The organism is Clavibacter lycopersici (genome assembly GCF_003576405.1).
Taxonomy (GTDB): domain Bacteria; phylum Actinomycetota; class Actinomycetes; order Actinomycetales; family Microbacteriaceae; genus Clavibacter; species Clavibacter lycopersici.
The window spans coordinates 1-19,861 of record NZ_QWGT01000025.1; the positions used below are offsets into that span (position 1 = coordinate 1).

Consider the following 19,861-nt stretch of genomic DNA (forward strand, 5'->3'; position numbering starts at 1 on the left):
GCTGGCCGGGACGCGGCGGACGGGGCACCGCGGCGGGGGCCGGCGGGGCGTCGGTCGCAGCGGCGCCCGACGTCGACGTCGGCCCGTCCGCCGGCTCGGACGGAGAGCGATCTGCGTGATCCCGGGGCTCCGCAGCGGTGTCGGACGTGGCGTCGTAGGAGGTCGTCTCGTCGGGGGCGTCGGTCACAGCCCCACGTTAGCAAGGCGGTCCTCCGTGCCCGGCGCGCCGTCCTCGGAGGTCCCCGCCAGAGCCCGCGCCGGCGGCCCCGGCGGAACCGACGGCATCCCCGCCGGGGCGTGTCCACATCACGAAAGGGACACGACCCCGCGCCTCATCCCGCCTATTTCCCCGCCTGCGGCCTACGATGGAGGAGGCATGACGGAGTGTCGAACAGGAAACCCGCGGGTGAAGTCCCGGCGAACCCTCGACGCCCGAGGGATCCCGGTCGCACTCGACACCCCGCATCGAACGGAGAACACATGACCACGCAGGTAGTCATCCTGGCGGCAGGCATGGGCAGCCGTCTCGGACGCAGCCTCCCCAAGCCCCTCACCGAGCTGAGCGACGGCCGCACCATCATGGGCCAGCAGTTCGACAACATCCGCTTCGGCCTCGGCGACGACGCCAAGGTCAGCATCGTCGTGGGCTACAAGCTCGACCACATCATCGACGCCTTCCCGGACGCCGACTACATCTACAACGAGCAGTACGACCAGACGAACACGTCGAAGAGCCTGCTCCGCGCCCTCCGCGCCTCCGGCCCCGGCGGCGTCCTCTGGATGAACGGCGACGTCGTCTTCGACCCGATGATCCTGCGCCGTGCCGCGGCGATGATCGCGCGCGACCAGTCCTTCGTCACCGTCAACACCTCCCGCGTGTCCGACGAGGAGGTCAAGTACACGACGACCCCCGAGGGCTACATCCGCGAGCTGTCCAAGACGGTCAAGGGCGGCCTCGGCGAGGCGGTCGGGATCAACTACGTGTCGCGCGCCGACAAGCCGGTCCTCATCCGCCAGCTCGCCCGCGTCGCCGACCAGGACTACTTCGAGCGTGGAATAGAGTTGGCGATCGAGCAGGACTCCCTGCTCGTCGAACCGGTAGACATCTCCGACCTGTACGCGGTCGAGGTCGACTTCGCGGAGGACCTCGAGAGGGCCAACCTCTTCGTCTAGACCGCCTCGGGGATGCTGATGCAGAGGATCCCCGCCGTGCCCGATGCCGCCCGCCCCGGTCGCGCGTCCCGCACCCCCGCCGCGCGCTACCGCCGCTCGCTCTGGCTCCTCACGACGCGCGACCTCAAGGTCCGCTACTCGACGAGCGCGCTCGGCTGGTTCTGGTCGATCCTCGACCCGCTCGTCATGTCGGGCATCTACTGGTTCGTCTTCACGGTCGTGTTCCAGCGCGACGTCGGCGAGGAGCCGTACATCGTCTTCCTCCTGGCGGCGCTCCTGCCGTGGATGTGGTTCACGGGCGCGACGAGCGACTTCACCAGGGCCTTCAGCTCGCAGGCGAAGCTCGTGCGCTCGACGCGGATCCCCCGCACCATCTGGGTGCTGCGCCTGGTGCTCGCGAAGGGGTTCGAGTTCGTCGCGAGCCTCCCCGTGCTGGCGGTCTTCGCGATCGTCGCGGGGGCGCGCCTCGACGTGCACGTGCTGCTCTTCCCGCTGGCCGTGCTCATCCAGGCGGCGCTGCTCCTCGGGATCGGCCTGATCATCTCGCCGCTCGTGGTCTTCTTCCGCGACCTCGAGCGCGCCGTGAAGCTCGTGCTGCGGTTCCTCTTCTACGCCTCCCCCATCGTGTACTCGTCACGCGACCTCCCGGCCGATCTCCACCCCTGGGCGGCGCTCAACCCCCTGACCGGCGTCTTCGGCCTGTATCGCGCGGCCTTCTTCCCCGGGGAGCTCGACTGGTACGCGGTCGGCGTGAGCGCGGCCATCTCGGCGGTGCTGGTCCTCGTCGGCGCGCTCGTCTTCCGCCGCTCGCTGCCCGCCGTGCTGAAGGAGATCTGATGGGCGCATCCCCGCAGGAGCCGACCGGACGCACGGTCCTCGCCGTCGAGGACGCCGGCATCCGCTTCCGCCGCAACCGCAAGGCGCGGAGGAGCTTCAAGGACCTCTTCGCCGGATCCGCGCGCCGCGCGCGCCCCGGCGAGTTCTGGGCCCTGCGCCACGTGTCCTTCGAGGTGCGCGAGGGCGAGGCGATCGGCGTGGTCGGCCGCAACGGACAGGGCAAGTCGACGCTCCTGAAGCTCGTCGCCGAGGTGCTCATCGCCGATGAGGGGTCGATCGGGGTCCACGCGGGGGTCGCGCCGCTCATCGAGATCACGGGCGGCTTCGTCAACGACCTGACGGTGCGCGACAACATCTACCTCACCGCGGGCCTCCACGGCATGTCGAAGTCCGAGATCGACGCGCGCTTCGACGAGATCATCGACTTCGCCGAGATCCCCGACTTCGTCGACACCCCGTACAAGCACCTCTCGAGCGGGATGAAGGTGCGCATCGCGTTCGCGGTGATCTCGCGGCTCGACGAGCCGGTCCTCCTCGTGGACGAGGTGCTCGCCGTCGGCGACCGCGCGTTCCGGGAGAAGTGCTACCACCGGATCGAGCAGATGCTCGCGGAGGGGCGCACGCTCTTCTTCGTCTCCCACAACGAGCGCGACCTCCGCCGCTTCTGCTCGCGCGGCCTGTACCTCGACAAGGGGTCCCTCGTGCTCGACGGTCCCATCGACGAGGTGCTGGACGCCTACAACGCCGACCACAACCCGCCGAGGTAGCCCGGCGACCCAGCGGCAAGAGCTCCCCTCCTCCCCAGCACCGCCCTTCCACAGGCCCGCGACCCCGCACGTCGCACGCCGCACCTACCGTGCACGCATGCTCCGACCCGTCCCGCCCCTGCCCGACCGCCCTGATCCCGAGCCCGCGTACCGCGTGCCATGGCACTTCGACCGCACCCTGGAGCGGCCGCGCTTCGCCCTGGTCAACGTCGGCGACGAGGTGCTGCACGCCATCTCGCTGCACCTGCTCGGCTCGGGCACCATGCTGTCGCGGGCGCCCGTCACCGTCCGGCCCGGAGAGCGCCTGTCCACCACCATCCGCGGGGACGACCTCGCGCTCGACACCATCCTCCTGGTGCGGTGGTTCCGCCCGGACGGAGGCGAGTACCTGTGGCGGGTCAGCTTCTGACGGGTGTGGTTCCGCGGCGGTCGCGCTCGCGCTCCAGGCGGATCAGGTCGGCCGGGGAGTCCCCGTCGTCCTTCGGCAGCATGTCGGCCGTGAGGCCCGTCACGAGCAGGCCCGCGTCCACGTCGAGACCGCTCGCGATCTTGATGATGTTGCGGAGGCTGGGGTTCCGCTGCCCGCGCTCGATCTTGCCGAGCGCGGTCCAGTGGATGCCGGAGAGCTCCGCGAGCGTCTCCTGGCTGATGCCGATGCGCTGGCGCTGCTCGCGCACTCGGGAGCCGAACTCGGCGGCGGCGTCGGAGACGGTGGTGACCATGGCACATGCTTATCCGCCACATGGAGGAATGACCAGAGCGCCGAAGACCCATGCGCATGTGCCCGCCCCTCACCGGACATGAAGCGGGACGCTCGGCCATCCGATGGACGACGTGGGGACGAACGGCACAGCCGCCACGCGTAGGCTCGGAGCATGAAGGACGCCTCCGAGCTCGACCCGACCGTGGCCACCGGCATCGATCGTCTCCTGTCCGTGCAGCGCCCGGTCGTGCTCGCCCACATCCGCTCGATCCGCGCGCGCCACCCGGAGGCCTCGCCGGACCGCATCATCACGATCCTCGAGAAGCGCTTCCTCGCCGCCGTCACCGCGGGCGGGGCTGCCGTCGGCGCCAGCGCGGTCATCCCCGGGGTCGGCACGGGCGTGTCCCTCGCGCTCACGGGCGTGGAGACGGCCGGCTTCCTCGAGGCGAGCGCGCTGTTCGCGCAGTCCATCACCGAGGTGCACGGCATCTCCGTCGAGGATCCCGCCCGGGCACGCGCCCTCGTCATGACGATGATGCTCGGGGCGCCAGGCGCGCAGGTCATCCAGCAGTTCACGGGCCAGTTCTCCGGCCAACCCGTCGATCGGAACGCCAACTGGGGCCGCGCCATCACGTCGGGTCTGCCGTCGTTCGCCATCGGGCCCATCGCCGACCGGATCAAGCGCGCGTTCATCAAGCGCTTCGTGGTGAACCAGAGCGCGAGCGCCATCGGCCGTGCCGTGCCGTTCGGCATCGGCGCCGTCATCGGCGGCGCCGGGAACCGGATGCTCGGCACCAAGATCGTGGCCAGCTCCCGCCAGGCCTTCGGGCCCGCTCCCGCCGGCTTCCCCGAGGAGCTCGCGGTGCCCGAGAAGAAGCCCCGGGTCATCCGCGTCGCGGAGAAGAAGGCCGCCAAGGGCTGATCGTCCCGCCGGCGCTGCGGGCAGCAGGCGAGACGTCCTGCCTCAGGACTCCTCGTCCTCGTCGTCGACCGGTTCGTCGGACGTCAGGGCCGCAGCTGCGTCCCGGGCGTGGAGCGCCGCGTGGCGGTCCCACTCCGCCATGAGGTGGTCGATAGCGCCATGGAAGCGCGCGGTCGCCGCTCCCGGCGAGGTGTCGCCGAAGTAGTGGTGGACCCACGCCGCGAGGCGTCGGTCCGCTGCCGCGTCGTGCTGCAGCGCGTCCAGGCGCGTCACGATGTCCTGCGCGTCCTCCGCGGTCAGCCACTCGCAGTCGGAGAGGTAGCCGTCCGTGTCGATCTGCGCCTCGGGGCGCACGGGCCGCGTCACCATGAGCGGCCGTCCGGCAGCAAGACGGTCGTAGACCATCGCGGAGATGTCGACGATGGCGAGGTCGGCGGCGGAGAGCTGCCAGGCGAGCTCCCGCGAGCGGTCGACGACGTGCTGCGCGGACGGATCCTGCGCGTTCGCCCGCTCGAGCATCGCCGCGATCTCGCGGTTCGCGCGCGCGTACTCGGGATCGACGACGCCGGAGCGCGGGTGCGGGCGGTAGACCACGCGATGCCGGCCGGTCGCGATCAGGTCGCGGACCAGCGGCACCCCGTGCGAGGCGATGGACCCGTACGCGGCGGCGGCGCGGTCGCCCTCCCAGGTGGGGGCGTACAGCACGACGGTGCGGTCGTCGGGCGTGTACGGCAGCGCGCCGGAGTAGTGGTCGGCCTGCGGGCGCCCGATCGGGATCGCGCGGCGGTCGAGGTCGTAGTCCCAGAGGACCTTGCCGAGCCGGGCGCGGGCGGCGTCGCCGGCGATGAGGCTGTAGTCGTAGGCCTTGAACTGGTTGGTGGTCATGTACATCTTGTCGGACTCGCCGTGGTTGACGAAGACGTGCCAGCGGCGCCCGTACCGCATCATCTGGAAGTTGCGGGTGTTCTGGTTGACGTAGAGCACGACGCGGATGTCCTGCTCCGCGATGACCCGCTCGAGGTCCGCCACGCGGCGCACGTACTCCACGGGCAGCGGGCTCTCGTCGAGGAGCGCGTTGGCCCCGCTCGGGTGGCGGCTCAGGATGACCACGGGATGCGTGCGCGCCAGCTCGACGAGCGGCCGGTACCACTGCCGGATCTGGTACATGTTCACGGCCGAGTCGGCGAAGTACACGGCGACGCGGTACTCGCCCTGCGGCGACGGGGCGCGGAGCGCGAGCTTGCGCTGCAGGATCCCCCGCGCTCGGCGCTGATGGACCAGCGAGCGGACAGCGCGCACGCCGAGGCGAGCGTCGTTCAGGAGACCCATGCATCCACCGTAGCCAGCCCTCCGGGCACCTCCGGACCAGCCCCGGCCGGGGGCGCGGAACGGTGTGCGATCGTGACCGGGCGGCGCGGGATCACGATCAGATGACGGGCGGCCTGCCCGCGCGCGCCATGCGGACGACGGTGCTCCACGACATCGGACGGCGCGGCCCGGGCGCGGTCGTCCAGCCCTCGCGCCAGCCGCGCAGCCAGGTGCCGAGGCCGTCGCGGTTCCTGGCGCTGCGGATCAGCTGCACGGCGGTCCACGACCCGACGTAGACGGGGACGAGCGGCAGCGGCAGGTTGCGCCGGGCGAGCCAGACGCGGTTGCGCGCGGTGAGGCGGTGGTACTCCGCGTGGCGGGTGGGGGCGACGGCGGGGTGGTGCGCGACGAGGTCGCCCGCGTACCAGGCGCGCATCCCCTGGTCCCAGATCCGCCAGGCCAGCTCGATCCCCTCGTGGGCGTAGAAGAACTCTCCCGCCCATCCGCCCGCTGCTTCGAACGCGTCCCGGCGGACCACGACGGCGCCCTCCAGCACGGACATGACCGCGCTCGAGCGCGCGGGGTCGCCCTTGCGGATGCGCGGGATCCAGCGTCGCGGCGTGGCGGCGCCGGTCGGGTCGACGATGCGCGGCTGGACGAGCGCCACGTCGGCCGTACCGCGCATCAGCGCCAGGCAGTCCGCGAGGAAGGCCGCACTCGGGACGGTCTCGTCGTCGTCGAGGAAGAACAGCGTCTCACCGACCACGAGCGGCACACCGGCGTTGCGTCCCGCGGGGATGCCCAGGTTCTCCGGCAGGTGCAGTCCGTGGATCCCGTCGGGCAGGCCGACGGGATCCCAGCCGTTGCCGACCACGACGACGTCCGTCGTCACGCGCTCCTGCCGGAGCACCGACGCGATCGCCGCGGCGAGACCCTCCGGCCGCCGGCCCTGGCTCAGGATGACCACGCCGACGCGCGGGAGGCTCGCCGTCACGCGGAGGTCAGTCGACGGGACGTGACGATCATGACGAAGTGCCCGACGAGGGCGAGGACCGCCAGGGGCACGAGCGCGACGAGCAGGACGCGGTCGGTGACCGGCTGACCGGCCACCAGCCCCACGATGGCGACGGCGAAGACGACGATCGTGAGCTCCACCGAGTGGAACATGCGGTGGAAGGGCAGGAAGCGCACGGCCCGCCTGGCCACCGCGACGAGGGAGTGCTGCGACGCGACCGTGCCCGCGCTGACGGGGGCCTTCGGCAGGTCGGCCGACGCGCGGGCCACGCGGACCATGTCGTTGAGGGCCTTGTTGAGCACGATCACGAGCGCCAGCGCGAAGGCGAGGGTCGTCCACGGCAGGTCGCCCGGCGCCTCGAACGGGTAGGCGGCCGCGCGGATCCCGAGGGCGAGCGCGATGAGCGTCTCGGTGGAGTAGTGCCCCACGGCGTCGAGGAAGTGCCCGACCGGCGACGACGTGCGCCGCCAGCGCGCCACCTCGCCGTCGCAGCAGTCCACCAGCATCTGCAGCTGCCCGAGCACGAGCGCGAGCGCCGCACCGCCGATGCCGGGGATGAGGAGCGCGGCGGCGGCGGCCCACCCGGTGAGGATCATGACGACGGTGACGCCGTTCGCGCTGATCCTCGTCCGCAGCAGCAGCCAGGTGAGGTACGGCGAGAGGTCGCGGAGGTAGAGGTGCGCCGTCCAGTGCTCGGCGTTCGCCCGCAGGCGGACCTCGGGAGGCTGCGTGACCTGCCGCAGCTCCGCGATGGAGGAGGGCAGGCCGCGGTCGCCGGTGCCGGGAGCGGTGGTCATCGGCCCGTGTGCCCGTCGAGGTCGTCGGTGAGCTCGAGGAAGCCGAGGACGAAGCCGGTGCCCCAGCTGAAGTGGATGGACGGCAGGACCGCCGCGAAGCGCAGCACCGTCGCGGCCCCGTCGCGGGAGGCGACCGCCACGGTGCTCACCAGCACGAACCCGGCGTAGACGCCCGGCACGACGAACGCGCCGACCAGGCGGCGCAGCCCCGGCATCCCGAGCGCGGCGCCGACGAGACCGGCGGTGCCGAGCGCGAGACCCGCGGCGACCCCGGCGACGGCGACCGGCGGCACGAAGTACCGGACGGAGTTCTGTCGCGTGTAGCGACGCGCGAGCTCCCCGCGCCAGAGGCCGGTGGCGAAGAACTGGCGGATGAGCGAGCGGAAGGTGGAGCGCGGACGGTAGGTCACCTTCATCCGCGGCGTGAACCACACGAGGCCGCCGCTCTGCCGGAGCCGCCGGTTGAGCTCCCAGTCCTGGCCGCGGCGCACGCCCTCGTCGAAGAGGCCGACCTCCACGAGCCGCTCGCGCCGGAACGCGCCGAGGTACGCGGTCTCCGCCGGCCCCTCCTTGCCGCCCACGTGGTGCGCGGTGCCGCCGAGCCCGACCCGGGCACCGTAGGCACGGGCGACGGCCTTCTCGAACGGCGTGCGTCCCTCTGCCGACATCAGGCCGCCGACGTTGTCCGCCCCCGTGGCCTGCAGGGTCTCCACGGCGATCCGCGTGTAGTCGTGCGGCAGAAGCGAATGCGCGTCGACGCGGATGACGATGGGGTGGCGTGTGGCGCGGATGGCGGCGTTGAGGCCGCCGGGGGTGGAGCCCGTGGGGTTGTCGACGCTCGTGATGCGCGGATCCGCCCGCGCCATCTCGCGGACGACCTCGGTCGTGCCGTCGGTGCTCGGGCCAAGGGCGAGGACGACCTCGAAGTCGCCGGCGTAGTCCTGCTGCATCATGCTGTCGACCGCGGAACGGACGTGGGCCGCCTCGTTGAGGATCGGCATGACGTACGAGACGGCGGGGAGATCGCCGGGGCTGCCGGCGACGGGGTCTCGTCGCGGGTGGTGCGCCATCTGAGCCGATCTCTTGAGGGAGGTGCGGCCGGGGCCAGTCGAGGGCCGAGCCTCGCAGGAGTTTACCAGCCTCCCCGTCCGTCGCCTGCCGGTGGCAGACGACGAGGGCGGACCGGCATCCGCCGATCCGCCCTCCATGACATGCTCCGCTACTGCTGCAGCGTCCCGAGCTTCACGTCGACCTGCTGCTTCTGCCCGCCGCGGATCACGGTCAGCTCGACCTCGCTGCCGCCCGCGAGCGCGCGCACCTGCGCCGTGAGGTCGCTCGCCTTGCTGATCGGGATGCTCCCGAACGCGGTCACGATGTCGCCCTGCCGCAAGCCGGCGGCGGCCGCCGCGCCACCGCTCTGCACCTCGGCGATGAACGCGCCCCCGACCGGGGTCGAGGAGTCGCCGGTGGCCACGTCGCGGACGCTCGCGCCGAGGAGCCCGTGGGAAGCGCTGCCGTTCTGGATGATCTCCTCGCCCACGCGCTTGGCCAGGTTGGACGGGATGGCGAAGCCGACGCCGATGCTGCCCGCGGTGGAGCTGGTGCCGCCCGCGTTCGCGATGGCGACGTTCACGCCGATGAGCTTGCCGTCGCCGTCGAGGAGCGCACCACCCGAGTTGCCGGGGTTGATGGCCGCGTCCGTCTGGATGACCGCCAGGTTGATCGTCGCGGCGGCCTGGCCCTGCGCGCCGGAACCGCCCTGGCCGCCCTGCCCGCCGAATCCGCCCTGGCCCTCGTTGCCGAACGGCCAGAAGTTGAACGGCGTCTCGTCGCTCTGGCTGCCGTCGCCCGGCGTCTCCGGCGCCGCAGAGGAGGCGACCTGGATGCTGCGGTCGAGGGCGCTCACGATGCCGTCGGTGACGGTGCCGGAGAGGCCGAGGGGCGCGCCGATGGCGATCGCCGTGTCGCCGACGTTGAGCTTGGACGAGTCGGCGAACTCGATGGGCGTGAGGCCGCTGGCATCGTCCAGCTTGATGACGGCGAGGTCCACGACGGGATCCGTGCCGACGAGCTTCGCCGTGTAGAGCGCGCCGTCCGCGGTCTTCACCTGGATGGTGGCATCGCCGGTCTGGCCGTCGAGCGTCACCACGTGCGTGTTGGTGAGGACGTAGCCGTCGCTCGAGAGGATGACGCCCGAGCCCGTGCCGCCCGCCTGCGCGCCCGCCACGTCGATGGTGACGACCGAGCCCGACACCTTCGCGGCGACGGCGGTGATGGGCGTCGCGTTATCCGGGTCGTTGACCGTGATGTTGGCGGGCGACTGGCTGACCGACTCCGTCGAGGCGTCGTCGTGCGCGATGGCCCACGTGGTGAGCCCGCCCGCTGCACCGCCGATGAGGGCGCCGACGGCCAGCATCGCGACGAGGGGCAGCGCCTTGTTCGGCTTCTTCTTGGCAGGAGCGGTGGTGGTTCCGGCCTCCGACTGCGGGACATCGGATGCGGCGGCGGGGGCACCGGGAGCGGTCGCCGCATGGTCCGTCGCCGACGGCGTCCCGTAGGCGAGGGTGTCGCGCTGATCCGCGCTCGTGGGCGCGGGGTGGGAGGCGGCCGCGGGACCGGCGGGTGCGGGCCAGGCGGATCCTCCGTCGGAACCTGGGGAGGGGGTGGACGACGGAGCGCCGGTCGAGGAGCCGTCGGATCGGCCGTCGACCTCGCGGCCGCCCTCGTGCTCGTCTTCGCCGTGGCTTCTGTCCGTCATCGGTGGTGCTCCTCTCAGGTGGTGCCAGCATCCAGGGCGAGTCTGAGCGTTATCTATGGCTGCCCTGATAGCGCGCCGCCCAGGAGCCGACTGCGGTGTCGGCTGATCTCGATCGTGATCGCCTTCGGCGCGCATGCTGGGTCGAGCGTACGCGGCGGTGACATGGCCCGATGGCGCGTCACTCCCTATGACGCCGATCCGACCGGTATCGGAGCCTCGTCGTGGCGCGCGTCAGCATCCGGGTCCGGCGTCCACCGCGCCGCACGCTCCCCCGACCAGGACCGTGGACCCCTGCAGGACATGGATCGTCACCGGCCCGATCTGCACCGGGAGGGTGCCCGGGATCTGCTGCCACGCACCCCCGTCGAACCGGTAGCTGGGCGAGTAGCCGATCGTCAACGTCACCTGCCGGTCGCCCAAGCTCGGATACACGTGGCTCGTGTCCGTGGACGTGAAGTCCTGCTGCCCCAGCTCCCGCCACGACGCCCCCGGACCCTCGACCGTGGTCGACGTCCCGTTGCCGTGATCCCACGAGAACGACACCGGCACGAACCGCACCTGCGCCGGACGCCCCAGCAACACCCCGTCCACCACCTGGACGGTCGCGTCCGTGAACAGGTTCACCGGAGCACCCACGACCGCCCACCCGTTCGGCTGCGACCGGATCGACGCATCCCGCGGCACGAACTGCGCCACATCCTGCAAGCCCACCCCCGGAGCGGCAGGCGCGGCCGGCGCCGGATCCGACGGCTTCGCGGGCGCCTTCGCCGGCGGCAAGAACGCGTGCCGCCCATCCAGGCACGTCCCCTTCCCCGGTACGCACGGCGCATCCACATCCGCCGCCAGCCGATCCTGCCGCGGCACCGGATGCGGCAGGACCGGTCTCGTGGCAGCCGTCGTGGATGGTTCCGCTGACTCGCCTCCACCAGACGACGCCTTCGTGGTCGTTCCCCGCGCGTCTGGCGCGTCTCCTGACGTCCCGCGAACCGTGACACCGTCTGGACTGATCTCGCCGCCGACGCACGGAGCGTCGCCGAGGCCTCGGCGTCCGCACCCGCCCGTGTCCCCATGGGCGACAGGTGCCCCGACCATAATGAGGCCGAAGGCGAGCATCAGCACGATCGCAGTCCTCAGCCGCACGCCCGGACCTCGTCGTTCGGGACGAGATCGCTGATGCGCCATGACCCGTCATCGCCGTCATCGACCGCCTTGAGCTGCAAGGACACCAGCGAGCTCCGCGACGGCGTCACATCCTGACCCGATGCGTCCACGATCCTGGTGCCGCTGACATCGAGGCATGCTTGAGCGACCAGGAAGCCTTGCCCGCGGGACGTCACGCGGAAGCCATAGAAGGTGTCCTTGCCCACCACCGTCTGCTGTGCCGCTTGATACTGGTCGATCTCGCGCGTCTCATCCTTGAGAGCGTCTCCGGTGAGGAAGGGACGAAGGTCGCTCTCGGACTCACCCTGAAAGGGGAGGGCGAGGAACCCTGACAGTAGGTCCTCGAACGCCTGGTCGTCCTGCTGCTCCTGCGTCATCGTGGGGGTAGGGATCGGGGCAGGGCCCAGGACAGCGGCGCATCCGGCGAGAAGCCAGCTCACGGTGAGGACGACCAGCGAGCCGACCACCCCTGCTCCCCCTCGTCGTCGCAGCATGACGCGCGGTCGCTCGTGCAAGGTCGTCTCCCCCGGGCCGTACGGATCCCGCGTGGAAGGGCGCGCTTCGGCGCCGGCATCGCGGGTGCAGGAAAGGTAGCCCGGGCGGCAGCGAAGGGAGGTCATCGCTCCACATCTCCCGGGCGCCCGGCGGCGCAGCCCCGTGTGGAGGGACCCGAGGCGCGCGATGATGGGCGCATGACGATTCCCGGCGCATGGGTGCGCGCGGCCCGCGGCGCGATGCTGCTCTCGCCGGACGGGACCCCCGGCACCACCGTATTCGCCGAGATGAGCGCGCTGGCCGCGTCGACGGGCGCCATCAACCTCGGTCAGGGATTCCCGGACGAGGACGGACCGCACGAGGTGCTCGAGGCGGCGCGGGCGGCGATCTCGGCCGGCATGAACCAGTACCCGCCGGGTCGGGGCACGCCCGAGCTGCGGGAGGCGATCGCCGCCCACCAGGCGCGCTTCTACGACCTCGCCGTGGATCCGGGCACGGAGGTGCTCGTCACCGCGGGCGCGACCGAGGCGATCGCGGCGACGCTGCTCGCGCTCGTCGAGGAGGGCGACGAGGTCGTCACGCTCGAGCCGTTCTACGACGCGTACGGGGCGCTCATCTCCCTGGCCGGCGGGATCCACCGCGCGGTGCCGCTGCGGGCCCCCGACTTCCAGCCCCGGCTGGACGACCTCCGCGCCGCCGTCACGGACCGCACCCGCGTGATCCTCCTCAACGACCCGCACAACCCCACCGGGACGGTGCTCAGCCGCGAGGTGCGCGAGCTCGTCGTGGAGCTCGCCGCCGCGCACGACGCCGTCATCGTCACCGACGAGGTCTACGAGCACCTCGTCTTCGACGCGACCCACATCCCCGTGGCGACCCTGCCCGGAGCGCGCGAGCGCACGGTGACCATCTCCTCCGGCGGCAAGACGTTCCGCACGACGGGATGGAAGATCGGCTGGCTGACGGCACCGGCCCCGCTCGTGTCGGCGATCCTCGCGGTGAAGCAGTTCCTGACGTTCGTGAACGGGGCGCCGTTCCAGCCCGCCATCGCGACCGGCCTCGCGCTCCCCGACGCGGTCTACGACGGGATCGCCGACGACCTGCGGCGGAAGCGCGACATCCTCGCGGCGGGGCTCGTCAACGCCGGGTTCCGGATCCACCTGCCCGCGGCCGGCTACTTCATCGTCGCGGACGCGGCCCCGCTCGGCTTCCCCGACGCCCGGGAGCTGTGCCTGCGCCTCCCGGAGCTGGCCGGCGTCGTCGGCGTGCCGCTGTCCGCCTTCTGCCACGCGCCCCTCGCCGCGGAGCACGCGTCCCTCGTGCGGTTCGCGTTCTGCAAGCGGATCGACGTGCTCGAGGAGGCGGCTCGGCGGCTCGGCGCGCTGGCGGTCGGGACCGCCTGACCCGGCACCGTGGTACCACCGGGCGCGTCAGGCGGGGCCCGGAGGGAGGACGCACCCGTCGGGACCCCGCCCCTAACGTTGCTTCCGCGGGCGCTGGGTCCGCACAACCACCCTGAGGAGGCAGCGCGCATGATCGTCGCTGAGAACCTGACCAAGCGCTACGGCGCGAAGACCGCCGTCGACGGCGTGAGCTTCACCGTCCAGCCGGGCATGGTGACCGGATTCCTCGGTCCGAACGGCGCGGGCAAGTCCACCACGATGCGCATGATCGTCGGGCTGGACAGCCCCACCTCCGGCTCGGTGACCGTCAACGGACACCGCTACCGCGACCTCCGGGCCCCGCTCCACGAGGTCGGCGCGCTGCTCGACGCGAAGGCCGTGCACACGGGCCGCTCCGCCTACAACCACCTGCTCGCGATGGCGGCCACGCACGGGATCCCGCGCTCGCGCGTCAACGAGGTCATCGAGATGACGGGCCTGCAGCCCGTCGCCAAGAAGCGCGTCGGCGGCTTCTCCCTCGGCATGGGGCAGCGGCTCGGCATCGCGGTCGCGCTCCTCGGCGACCCGCGCACGCTGATCCTCGACGAGCCCGTCAACGGCCTCGACCCCGAGGGCGTGATGTGGGTGCGCAACATCACCCGCTACCTCGCCGGCCAGGGCCGCACCGTGCTCCTCTCCTCGCACCTCATGAGCGAGATGGCGCAGACGGCCGACCACCTCATCGTGCTCGGACGCGGCCGCGTGCTCGCCGACGCGCCCGTCGCGGCGGTCGTCGCCGGCGCCACGAGCGCGGTCGTCCGCGTCCGCTCCCCGCACGCCGACCAGCTCGGCCAGGCGATCGCCCGACCCGACGTCATCGTCACGAGCGTCGAGCGCGACGTGATCGAGATCACCGGGCTCACGGCCGCCCAGGTCGGCGACGCGGCGATGTCCGCCGGCGTCGTGCTCCACGAGCTCACGCCCGTCACCGCGTCCCTCGAGGACGCGTACCTGTCGCTCACCCAGGGCGACGTCGAGTACCACAGCGCCGCAGTCGGCACGACCGAGCAGGAGATCGCACGATGACCGCCACCAGCACGACCTACGCGCCCGCGCCGGTGACCACGGGCCGGCCCACGCTCCCCCGCCTCATGCGCTCCGAGTGGATCAAGCTGCGGACGCTGCGCTCCACCGTCTGGTGCTTCGCACTCGTCTTCCTCCTCCTCGCCGGCTTCTCCGCGCTCTTCACTCCCTTCGTCGTGGACCAGTTCCGGGACCAGCTCTCCCTGCCGGGCGTCCCGGCCACGGACCTGCTCCTGAACGTCGGGCTCGCCGGGGTGACCCTCTCGATGCTCGTCGCGGGGGTCCTCGGGGTCCTCGTCATCAGCGGCGAGTACTCGACCGGCATGATCCGCTCGTCGTTCAGCGCCGCGCCCCGCCGGCTCGGCGTCATCGCCGCCAAGGCCATCGTCTACACGGTCGTCACGTTCCTCGTCACCGCGATCGCGGTCGCCACCGCGCTCCTGATCGCCCGCGGCTACTTCGCGGCCGCCGGCGCGGAGATCGACGTGCTGTCGGGCGAGTTCCTGCTCGCCGCGCTCGGCGGCGTGCTCTTCGTCGTGCTCATCGGCCTGATGGGCTTCGGCTTCGGACTGCTCCTGCGCAACGGCGCGGCGGGCATCGGCGCGCTCGTCGGCCTCGTGCTCGTCGTCCCCATCGTCGGATCGCTGCTCGGCGGCGTGCTCGACTGGGTCGCGGACCTCGAGCCCTACTTCCCCCTCAGCGCGGGCAACCGGCTGTACAGCACCGGCACCGGGGCCCCCGGCGAGCTGGAGTTCTGGCAGGCGCTGCTCGTCATGCTCGCGTGGGTCGCCGTGATCCTCGTGCCCGCCCTGGTGCTCGCCCGGAAGCGGGACGCCTGATCGACGGGGACCGGAGGGCGCCGTCGGGCGCGGCGGACACCGCCGCGCCCGACGGCGTCCGCCTGCCCACTCCCCCCGGCGCGTTCCGGGGCTGGATGGCGCGGCACCCCCGGGTCGTCGACGGCATCATCGCGTTCCTCTACACCTGGGCGGCCATCGCCGCCAGCGCCGTCAGCGGGACCAGGTCGGGGCTGCCCGCCGCGGGCATCGTGCTCGTGCTGCTGGCCCTGCTCACGGGCGCCGCGCTCATGCTCCGGCGCATCAGGCCCGTGACCGTGCTGGCCGTGAGCGGGGCGTGCGCCGCGGCGAGCGGCCTCATCACCGGCACCTTCGACGGCGGTGCGATCCCCCTCGCGCTGTACGCGGTGGCCGTGCACGGGTCCTCGCGGCGCGCGTGGACCGGGCTCGGCGGCGCGGCGCTCATCACCGGGGCCGTCGTGCCCCTGACTGTGGGCACCGGTCCGCTCGACCTCACCGCCACGTCGACGCTGATCCTCAGCCTCATCCCGATGCTCATCGCGACGCTGATCGGCACGAACGTGGGCGGACGCAAGCGCTACGTGGAGGCGCTGCAGGACCTGGCCGTGCAGCTCGCCCGCGAGCGCGACCAGCAGGCGCGGCTGGCCACGGCGGCGGAGCGGACGCGCATCGCGCGCGAGATCCACGACATCGTCGCCCACGGGATCACCGTCATGGTGACGCTCGCCGACGGCGCGGCCGCGAGCGCCGTCGCCCGACCGGAGCTGGCGCGCGAGGCGATGCGCGAGGTCGCCGAGTCGGGTCGCACCTCCCTCTCCGAGATGCGCCGCATGCTGGGCGTCCTCGCGGAGGAGCACGGCGAGGCCGACGCCGCCCCGCCGTCGCTCCGCGCACCGCAGCCCGGGCACGCCGACCTCCCCGCACTCGTCGACTCGTTCCGGTCGACGGGCCTCCCGGTGCGCTTCACCAGCACGGGCGCTCCGCCCGACGACCCGGGTCGCCAGCTCGCCGTCTTCCGCGTCGTGCAGGAGTCGCTGACCAACGTGCTCCGGTACGCGCCGAACGCCGACCGCGTGGAGGTGCGGGTCGACCACCGGCCCGAGGAGATCATCGTCGAGGTCACGGACGACGACCTCACGGGGCCTGTCGTCCCGCCCGTCCCCGGCAGCGGCCGCGGCCTGCTCGGCGTCGCGGAGCGCATGGCCGTCTACGGCGGCACCGCGGCCGCCGGACGACGCGAGGGCGGCGGCTGGCGCGTGCTCGCCACCATGCCCAGCGGGCTGCACGACGTCCGTCGCGGCGACGAGCGCCCGACCCCCGACCCTGCCGACCCCCGCCCCCGCGTCCAGGAGGACCGATGACCGACAGCAGCTCCCCCGTCCGCGTGCTCATCGTCGACGACCAGGCGCTCGTGCGCATGGGCTTCCGCATGGTGCTCGACGCGGAGCCCGGGATCGAGGTGGTGGGCGAGGCCGCCGACGGTCGCGCCGCCGTGGCCCGCACCGGTGAGCTCGCGCCCGACATCGTGCTGATGGACGTGCGCATGCCCGGAATGGACGGCATAGAGGCCACCGCCGAGATCGTCGCCCGGCACCCGGCGACGCGCGTGATCGTCCTGACGACGTTCGACCTCGACGAGTACGCGTTCGCCGGGCTGCGGGCCGGGGCGAGCGGCTTCCTCGTGAAGGACACGCGGCCCGAGCACCTGATGGAGGCGATCCGCGCGGTCGCCGACGGAGACGCCGCCATCTCGCCCCGGGTCACGCGGCGCATGATCGAGCTGCTCGGGCCGACGATGCCCGCGACGGGCGGCGCGGCCGGCACCGGGGAGGGCGCCGCGGATCCGCGCCTGCGTCCCCTGACGGCCCGCGAGCTGGAGGTGCTCACGGCGCTGGCCGAGGGCCTCACCAACCAGGAGATCGCGGGACGGCTGTACCTGTCCGAGTCGACGGTGAAGACGCACGTGGGCCGGGTGCTCGCGAAGCTGGAGGTGCGGGACCGCGTGCAGGCCGTGATCCTCGCGTACGACTGCGGGCTCGTGCGGCCAGGTGCGTGACGCGACGCGAACGAGGTCGCCGGCCACCCGCCCGACGGGAGAGGATGGGTGTCCCGGTCGCACACCGGGACGACCCACGGGGAGCGCGATGACCACCACCGCCGCGGACGCGCGCGTCCGCCTCCTGCCACCCGCCGGGCGACGCGCCGCCGACCCGCCCGCGGCCGACCCCGGGTCCGGCACGAGCACGGGGTCCGACACGAGCCTGCTCGAGCGCGCGTCGACGCCGCCCGTGTGGAGCTGCGTGGTCTGGAACGACCCCGTCAACCTCATGACGTACGTCTCGTACGTGTTCCGCAGCTACTTCGGCTTCACGCGCGAGCGCGCCGACGAGCTGATGCTCCGCGTGCACGAGGACGGCCGCGCGGTCGTGGCCACCGGGATCCGCGAGGAGATCGAGCGGCACGTGCTCGCGATGCACGGCTACGGCCTCTGGGCGACGCTCGAGCGGGTGGACGCGTGAGGGCCTTCCGCGCGCGCCCCGACGGGACGGTCGCCGCGCACCTGGAGCCGCACGAGGTGGCCATGCTGCGCGGCCTGCTCGACGAGCTCCGCGGGATCCTCGACGAGGGCACCGCGACCGGCGGCGCCACGGACGGCGCCGCGCCCTCCCCCGTCGCCGAGCGGCTGCTCCCCGACGCCTACCCGGACGACGCCGAGGCGTCCGCGGAGTTCCGGCGCTTCACCGCGTCCGACCTCACCGAGGCGAAGGCCGCGAACGCGACCACGGTGGAGGCGACGCTGGCGGAGGCCGACGCGCGCGGGGCCGGCCGGCGGGGTCTCCTCGTGGTGCTGGATCCGACCGGCGCGCAGGCCTGGCTCCGCACGCTGAACGACCTCCGGCTCGCGATCTCGGTGCCGCTGCGCATCGACGAGGCCGACGGCTGGCGCGACCGCGCGCCCCGCGAGAGCGCGAGCCTCTACGACTGGCTGACGTTCGCGCAGGGATCGCTCATCGAGGCCGTCGACCGCTGAGCGTCGGCCAGGCACGCGTCGCGCACCGGCTCCGCGCCGGGCTCCGGCGAGCATGATGGAGGGGACCCGCGGATCAGCCGGCCCGCCGGGTCCCGTCCGCAGGAGAGGAGCAGCATGCGCGTCGTCGTCATCGGAGCCACCGGGAACCTCGGCACCGGGGTGCTGCGGCGCCTCCACGCCACGGGGGCCGAGATCGTGGGCGTCGCCCGGCGCATGCCCGACGCCTCCCTCGAGCCATACTCCGGCGTCACCTGGCGGCTCGCCGACATCGGCGCGGCGGGCGCGGTCTCCGGCCTCGCGGCGACCATGCGCGGCGCCGACGCGGTGATCCACCTGGGCTGGGCCCTGCAGCCCAACCACCGCGAGCGCGTGATGCACCGCACCAACGTCATCGGCACGGCCCACGTGCTCGAGGCCGTCGCCGAGGCGGGCGTGCCGCAGGTCGTCGTCGCCTCGTCGGTGGGCGCGTACAGCGCCGCGCCCAAGGACCGGCCGCGGGACGAGACCTGGCCCACCGGTGGGATCCACACCTCCCACTACTCGCGGCACAAGGCCGAGAACGAGCGCGCCATGGACGCCTTCGAGGCCGCGCATCCCGAGGTCGTGGTGACGCGCATGCGGCCCGGGCTCGTGATGCACGACGAGGCCGCCGCGGAGATCGCCGGGCTCTTCCTCGGGCGGTGGATCCCCACCCGCTGGCTCGGCCTCGCGACGCGCACCCCGGTGCTGCCGCTCCCCCGCGAGCTGGTGTCGCAGGTGGTGCACAACGAGGACGTCGCGGACGCGTTCTGGCGCGCGGTCGAGCGCCGGGCGCCCGGCGCGTTCAACATCGCGGCGGATCCGGTCGTCGATGCCGCGCTCGTCGGCCGCCTGCTCGACGCGCGCGTCGTGACCGTGCCGCTCCCGGCGCTGCGTGCGCTGGTCTCGGCCAGCTGGCGGCTGCGTGTGCAGCGGACGGATCCCGGTTGGATCGACATCGCCGCGAACGTGCCGGTGATGTCGACCGCCCGCGCCCGCGAGGTGCTGGGCTGGGCGCCGACGCACACGGCGGAGGAGGTGCTGACCGAGTTCGGCCGCGCCTTCGTGCACCGCACCGGGCGCGATGGCTCGGCGCCGCTGGCCGGATGACGGAGGACGCCGACTTCATCGCGGCGGCCCTCGAGCGGGAGGGCGCGTGGTACCGCGCCGAGGCGGAGCGCGAGCGGCTGCGCTCCGACCTCGAGTTCGTGGGGGCGTCCGTGGGCGCCGTCCGCGGGACGGTGCGCGACCTCGGCCGCAGGCGTCCCCACATGACGCGGGATGAGGCGGTCGCGCTGGCGTCCGAGCTCTGGCGCTCGCGCGTCTACGAGCGGCGCCTCGCGGCCGTGGTGCTGCTGCAGGAGCACGTCGGCCGGCTCGACAACGGCGACCTCACGCGCATCGAGGGCTTCGTGCGGGACGCGCGGCTGCGCGCGCTCGTGGATCCGCTCGCCCTCGACGTCATCGGCCCGCTCGTCGAGCGGCTGACCGGCGTCGCGCGCACCCGGGCGGATGCGGCGCTCGACCGGTGGGCGGGCGAGCAGGACGTGTGGCTCCGTCGCGCGGCGCTCCTCGCACCCGCGCGTCCGCTCC

22 protein-coding genes are annotated in these 19,861 nt (G+C 72.8%); 14 read left to right on the top strand and 8 right to left on the bottom strand.

The annotated features are described in order from the left end of the window. Positions 1-480: 480 nt before the first annotated feature. The 4 genes from DZG00_RS03325 to DZG00_RS03340 all read left to right on the top strand — a co-directional run bounded on the left by DZG00_RS03325 (position 481) and on the right by DZG00_RS03340 (position 3,186). Positions 481-1,173: a phosphocholine cytidylyltransferase family protein gene (locus DZG00_RS03325; protein WP_119381764.1), complete on the top strand. Its 693-nt coding sequence runs from the start codon at positions 481-483 to the stop codon at positions 1,171-1,173. 18 nt (positions 1,174-1,191) lie between these two features. Further along, positions 1,192-2,010: an ABC transporter permease gene (locus DZG00_RS03330; RefSeq protein WP_119381774.1), complete on the top strand. Its 819-nt coding sequence runs from the start codon at positions 1,192-1,194 to the stop codon at positions 2,008-2,010. Beyond that, positions 2,010-2,777, top strand: coding sequence for an ABC transporter ATP-binding protein (locus DZG00_RS03335; protein ID WP_119381765.1), 768 nt, complete (start codon positions 2,010-2,012; stop codon positions 2,775-2,777). Before DZG00_RS03330 ends, DZG00_RS03335 begins: the two co-directional genes overlap by 1 nt. 97 nt (positions 2,778-2,874) lie before the next feature. After that, a complete protein-coding gene (locus DZG00_RS03340) occupies positions 2,875-3,186 on the top strand; it encodes a hypothetical protein (RefSeq protein WP_119381766.1) in 312 nt (103 codons plus the stop codon). Here the strand turns inward: DZG00_RS03340 and DZG00_RS03345 are convergent. Beyond that, the gene (locus DZG00_RS03345; protein WP_119381767.1) at positions 3,176-3,499 is read right to left on the bottom strand and encodes a helix-turn-helix domain-containing protein; all 324 of its coding nucleotides are present in this window, start codon (positions 3,497-3,499) and stop codon (positions 3,176-3,178) included. The two genes, DZG00_RS03340 and DZG00_RS03345, sit on opposite strands and share 11 nt — an antisense overlap. A 153-nt stretch (positions 3,500-3,652) precedes the next feature. Here DZG00_RS03345 and DZG00_RS03350 point away from each other — a divergent pair, with 153 nt between their 5' ends. Beyond that, on the top strand, positions 3,653-4,402 hold the full coding sequence (locus DZG00_RS03350; protein WP_119381768.1) for a hypothetical protein: 750 nt from the start codon (positions 3,653-3,655) through the stop codon (positions 4,400-4,402). A 42-nt stretch (positions 4,403-4,444) separates the two neighbouring features. Here DZG00_RS03350 and DZG00_RS03355 read toward each other — a convergent pair whose 3' ends face one another. The 7 genes from DZG00_RS03355 to DZG00_RS03385 all read right to left on the bottom strand — a co-directional run bounded on the left by DZG00_RS03355 (position 4,445) and on the right by DZG00_RS03385 (position 11,818). Further along, positions 4,445-5,731 (bottom strand): CDP-glycerol glycerophosphotransferase family protein, encoded by a 1,287-nt coding sequence (locus DZG00_RS03355; RefSeq protein WP_119381769.1) that lies wholly within the window; start codon positions 5,729-5,731, stop codon positions 4,445-4,447. Between the two features lie 97 nt (positions 5,732-5,828). Beyond that, positions 5,829-6,704, bottom strand: a complete 876-nt coding sequence (locus DZG00_RS03360) for a glycosyltransferase family 2 protein (RefSeq protein ID WP_119381770.1) — start codon at positions 6,702-6,704, stop codon at positions 5,829-5,831. Then, complete coding sequence (locus DZG00_RS03365) at positions 6,701-7,522, bottom strand: CDP-alcohol phosphatidyltransferase family protein (protein WP_119381771.1); 822 nt, start codon at positions 7,520-7,522, stop codon at positions 6,701-6,703. The genes DZG00_RS03360 and DZG00_RS03365 overlap by 4 nt, the downstream gene beginning before the upstream one ends. Then, positions 7,519-8,592 (bottom strand): glycosyltransferase family 2 protein, encoded by a 1,074-nt coding sequence (locus tag DZG00_RS03370; protein ID WP_119381772.1) that lies wholly within the window; start codon positions 8,590-8,592, stop codon positions 7,519-7,521. Before DZG00_RS03370 ends, DZG00_RS03365 begins: the two co-directional genes overlap by 4 nt. Positions 8,593-8,741: 149 nt before the next feature. Further along, a complete protein-coding gene (locus DZG00_RS03375; protein WP_119455379.1) occupies positions 8,742-10,280 on the bottom strand; it encodes a S1C family serine protease in 1,539 nt (512 codons plus the stop codon). A gap of 231 nt (positions 10,281-10,511) precedes the next feature. Further along, positions 10,512-10,991: a hypothetical protein gene (locus tag DZG00_RS17280; RefSeq protein ID WP_233550070.1), complete on the bottom strand. Its 480-nt coding sequence runs from the start codon at positions 10,989-10,991 to the stop codon at positions 10,512-10,514. 419 nt (positions 10,992-11,410) lie between these two features. Continuing rightward, positions 11,411-11,818 carry a hypothetical protein gene (locus tag DZG00_RS03385; protein ID WP_233550071.1) on the bottom strand — a complete coding sequence of 136 codons (408 nt, stop codon included), beginning with the start codon at positions 11,816-11,818 and terminating at the stop codon, positions 11,411-11,413. A 315-nt stretch (positions 11,819-12,133) separates the two neighbouring features. On the opposite strand from DZG00_RS03385, the gene DZG00_RS03390 reads away from it, so the two are divergent. The 9 genes from DZG00_RS03390 to DZG00_RS03430 form a co-directional block, all read left to right on the top strand. After that, a complete protein-coding gene (locus DZG00_RS03390) occupies positions 12,134-13,339 on the top strand; it encodes an aminotransferase class I/II-fold pyridoxal phosphate-dependent enzyme (RefSeq protein ID WP_119455380.1) in 1,206 nt (401 codons plus the stop codon). Between the two features lie 129 nt (positions 13,340-13,468). Continuing rightward, positions 13,469-14,404, top strand: a complete 936-nt coding sequence (locus DZG00_RS03395; protein ID WP_119382614.1) for an ABC transporter ATP-binding protein — start codon at positions 13,469-13,471, stop codon at positions 14,402-14,404. Next, on the top strand, positions 14,401-15,240 hold the full coding sequence (locus DZG00_RS03400; RefSeq protein ID WP_119382615.1) for an ABC-2 transporter permease family protein: 840 nt from the start codon (positions 14,401-14,403) through the stop codon (positions 15,238-15,240). Before DZG00_RS03395 ends, DZG00_RS03400 begins: the two co-directional genes overlap by 4 nt. Before the next feature lie 95 nt (positions 15,241-15,335). Beyond that, positions 15,336-16,580: a sensor histidine kinase gene (locus DZG00_RS03405; protein ID WP_119382616.1), complete on the top strand. Its 1,245-nt coding sequence runs from the start codon at positions 15,336-15,338 to the stop codon at positions 16,578-16,580. Continuing rightward, complete coding sequence (locus DZG00_RS03410) at positions 16,577-17,275, top strand: response regulator transcription factor (protein ID WP_119382617.1); 699 nt, start codon at positions 16,577-16,579, stop codon at positions 17,273-17,275. Before DZG00_RS03405 ends, DZG00_RS03410 begins: the two co-directional genes overlap by 4 nt. Before the next feature lie 88 nt (positions 17,276-17,363). Then, complete coding sequence (gene clpS / locus DZG00_RS03415) at positions 17,364-17,738, top strand: ATP-dependent Clp protease adapter ClpS (protein ID WP_119455381.1); 375 nt, start codon at positions 17,364-17,366, stop codon at positions 17,736-17,738. Then, a complete protein-coding gene (locus DZG00_RS03420; RefSeq protein WP_119383065.1) occupies positions 17,735-18,250 on the top strand; it encodes a DUF2017 family protein in 516 nt (171 codons plus the stop codon). The genes clpS and DZG00_RS03420 overlap by 4 nt, the downstream gene beginning before the upstream one ends. Before the next feature lie 114 nt (positions 18,251-18,364). Next, complete coding sequence (locus tag DZG00_RS03425; RefSeq protein ID WP_119383064.1) at positions 18,365-19,378, top strand: NAD-dependent epimerase/dehydratase family protein; 1,014 nt, start codon at positions 18,365-18,367, stop codon at positions 19,376-19,378. Further along, the coding region (locus DZG00_RS03430) for a DNA alkylation repair protein (RefSeq protein ID WP_119455382.1) at positions 19,375-19,861 on the top strand (487 nt) is incomplete at its 3' end. The genes DZG00_RS03425 and DZG00_RS03430, both read left to right, overlap by 4 nt.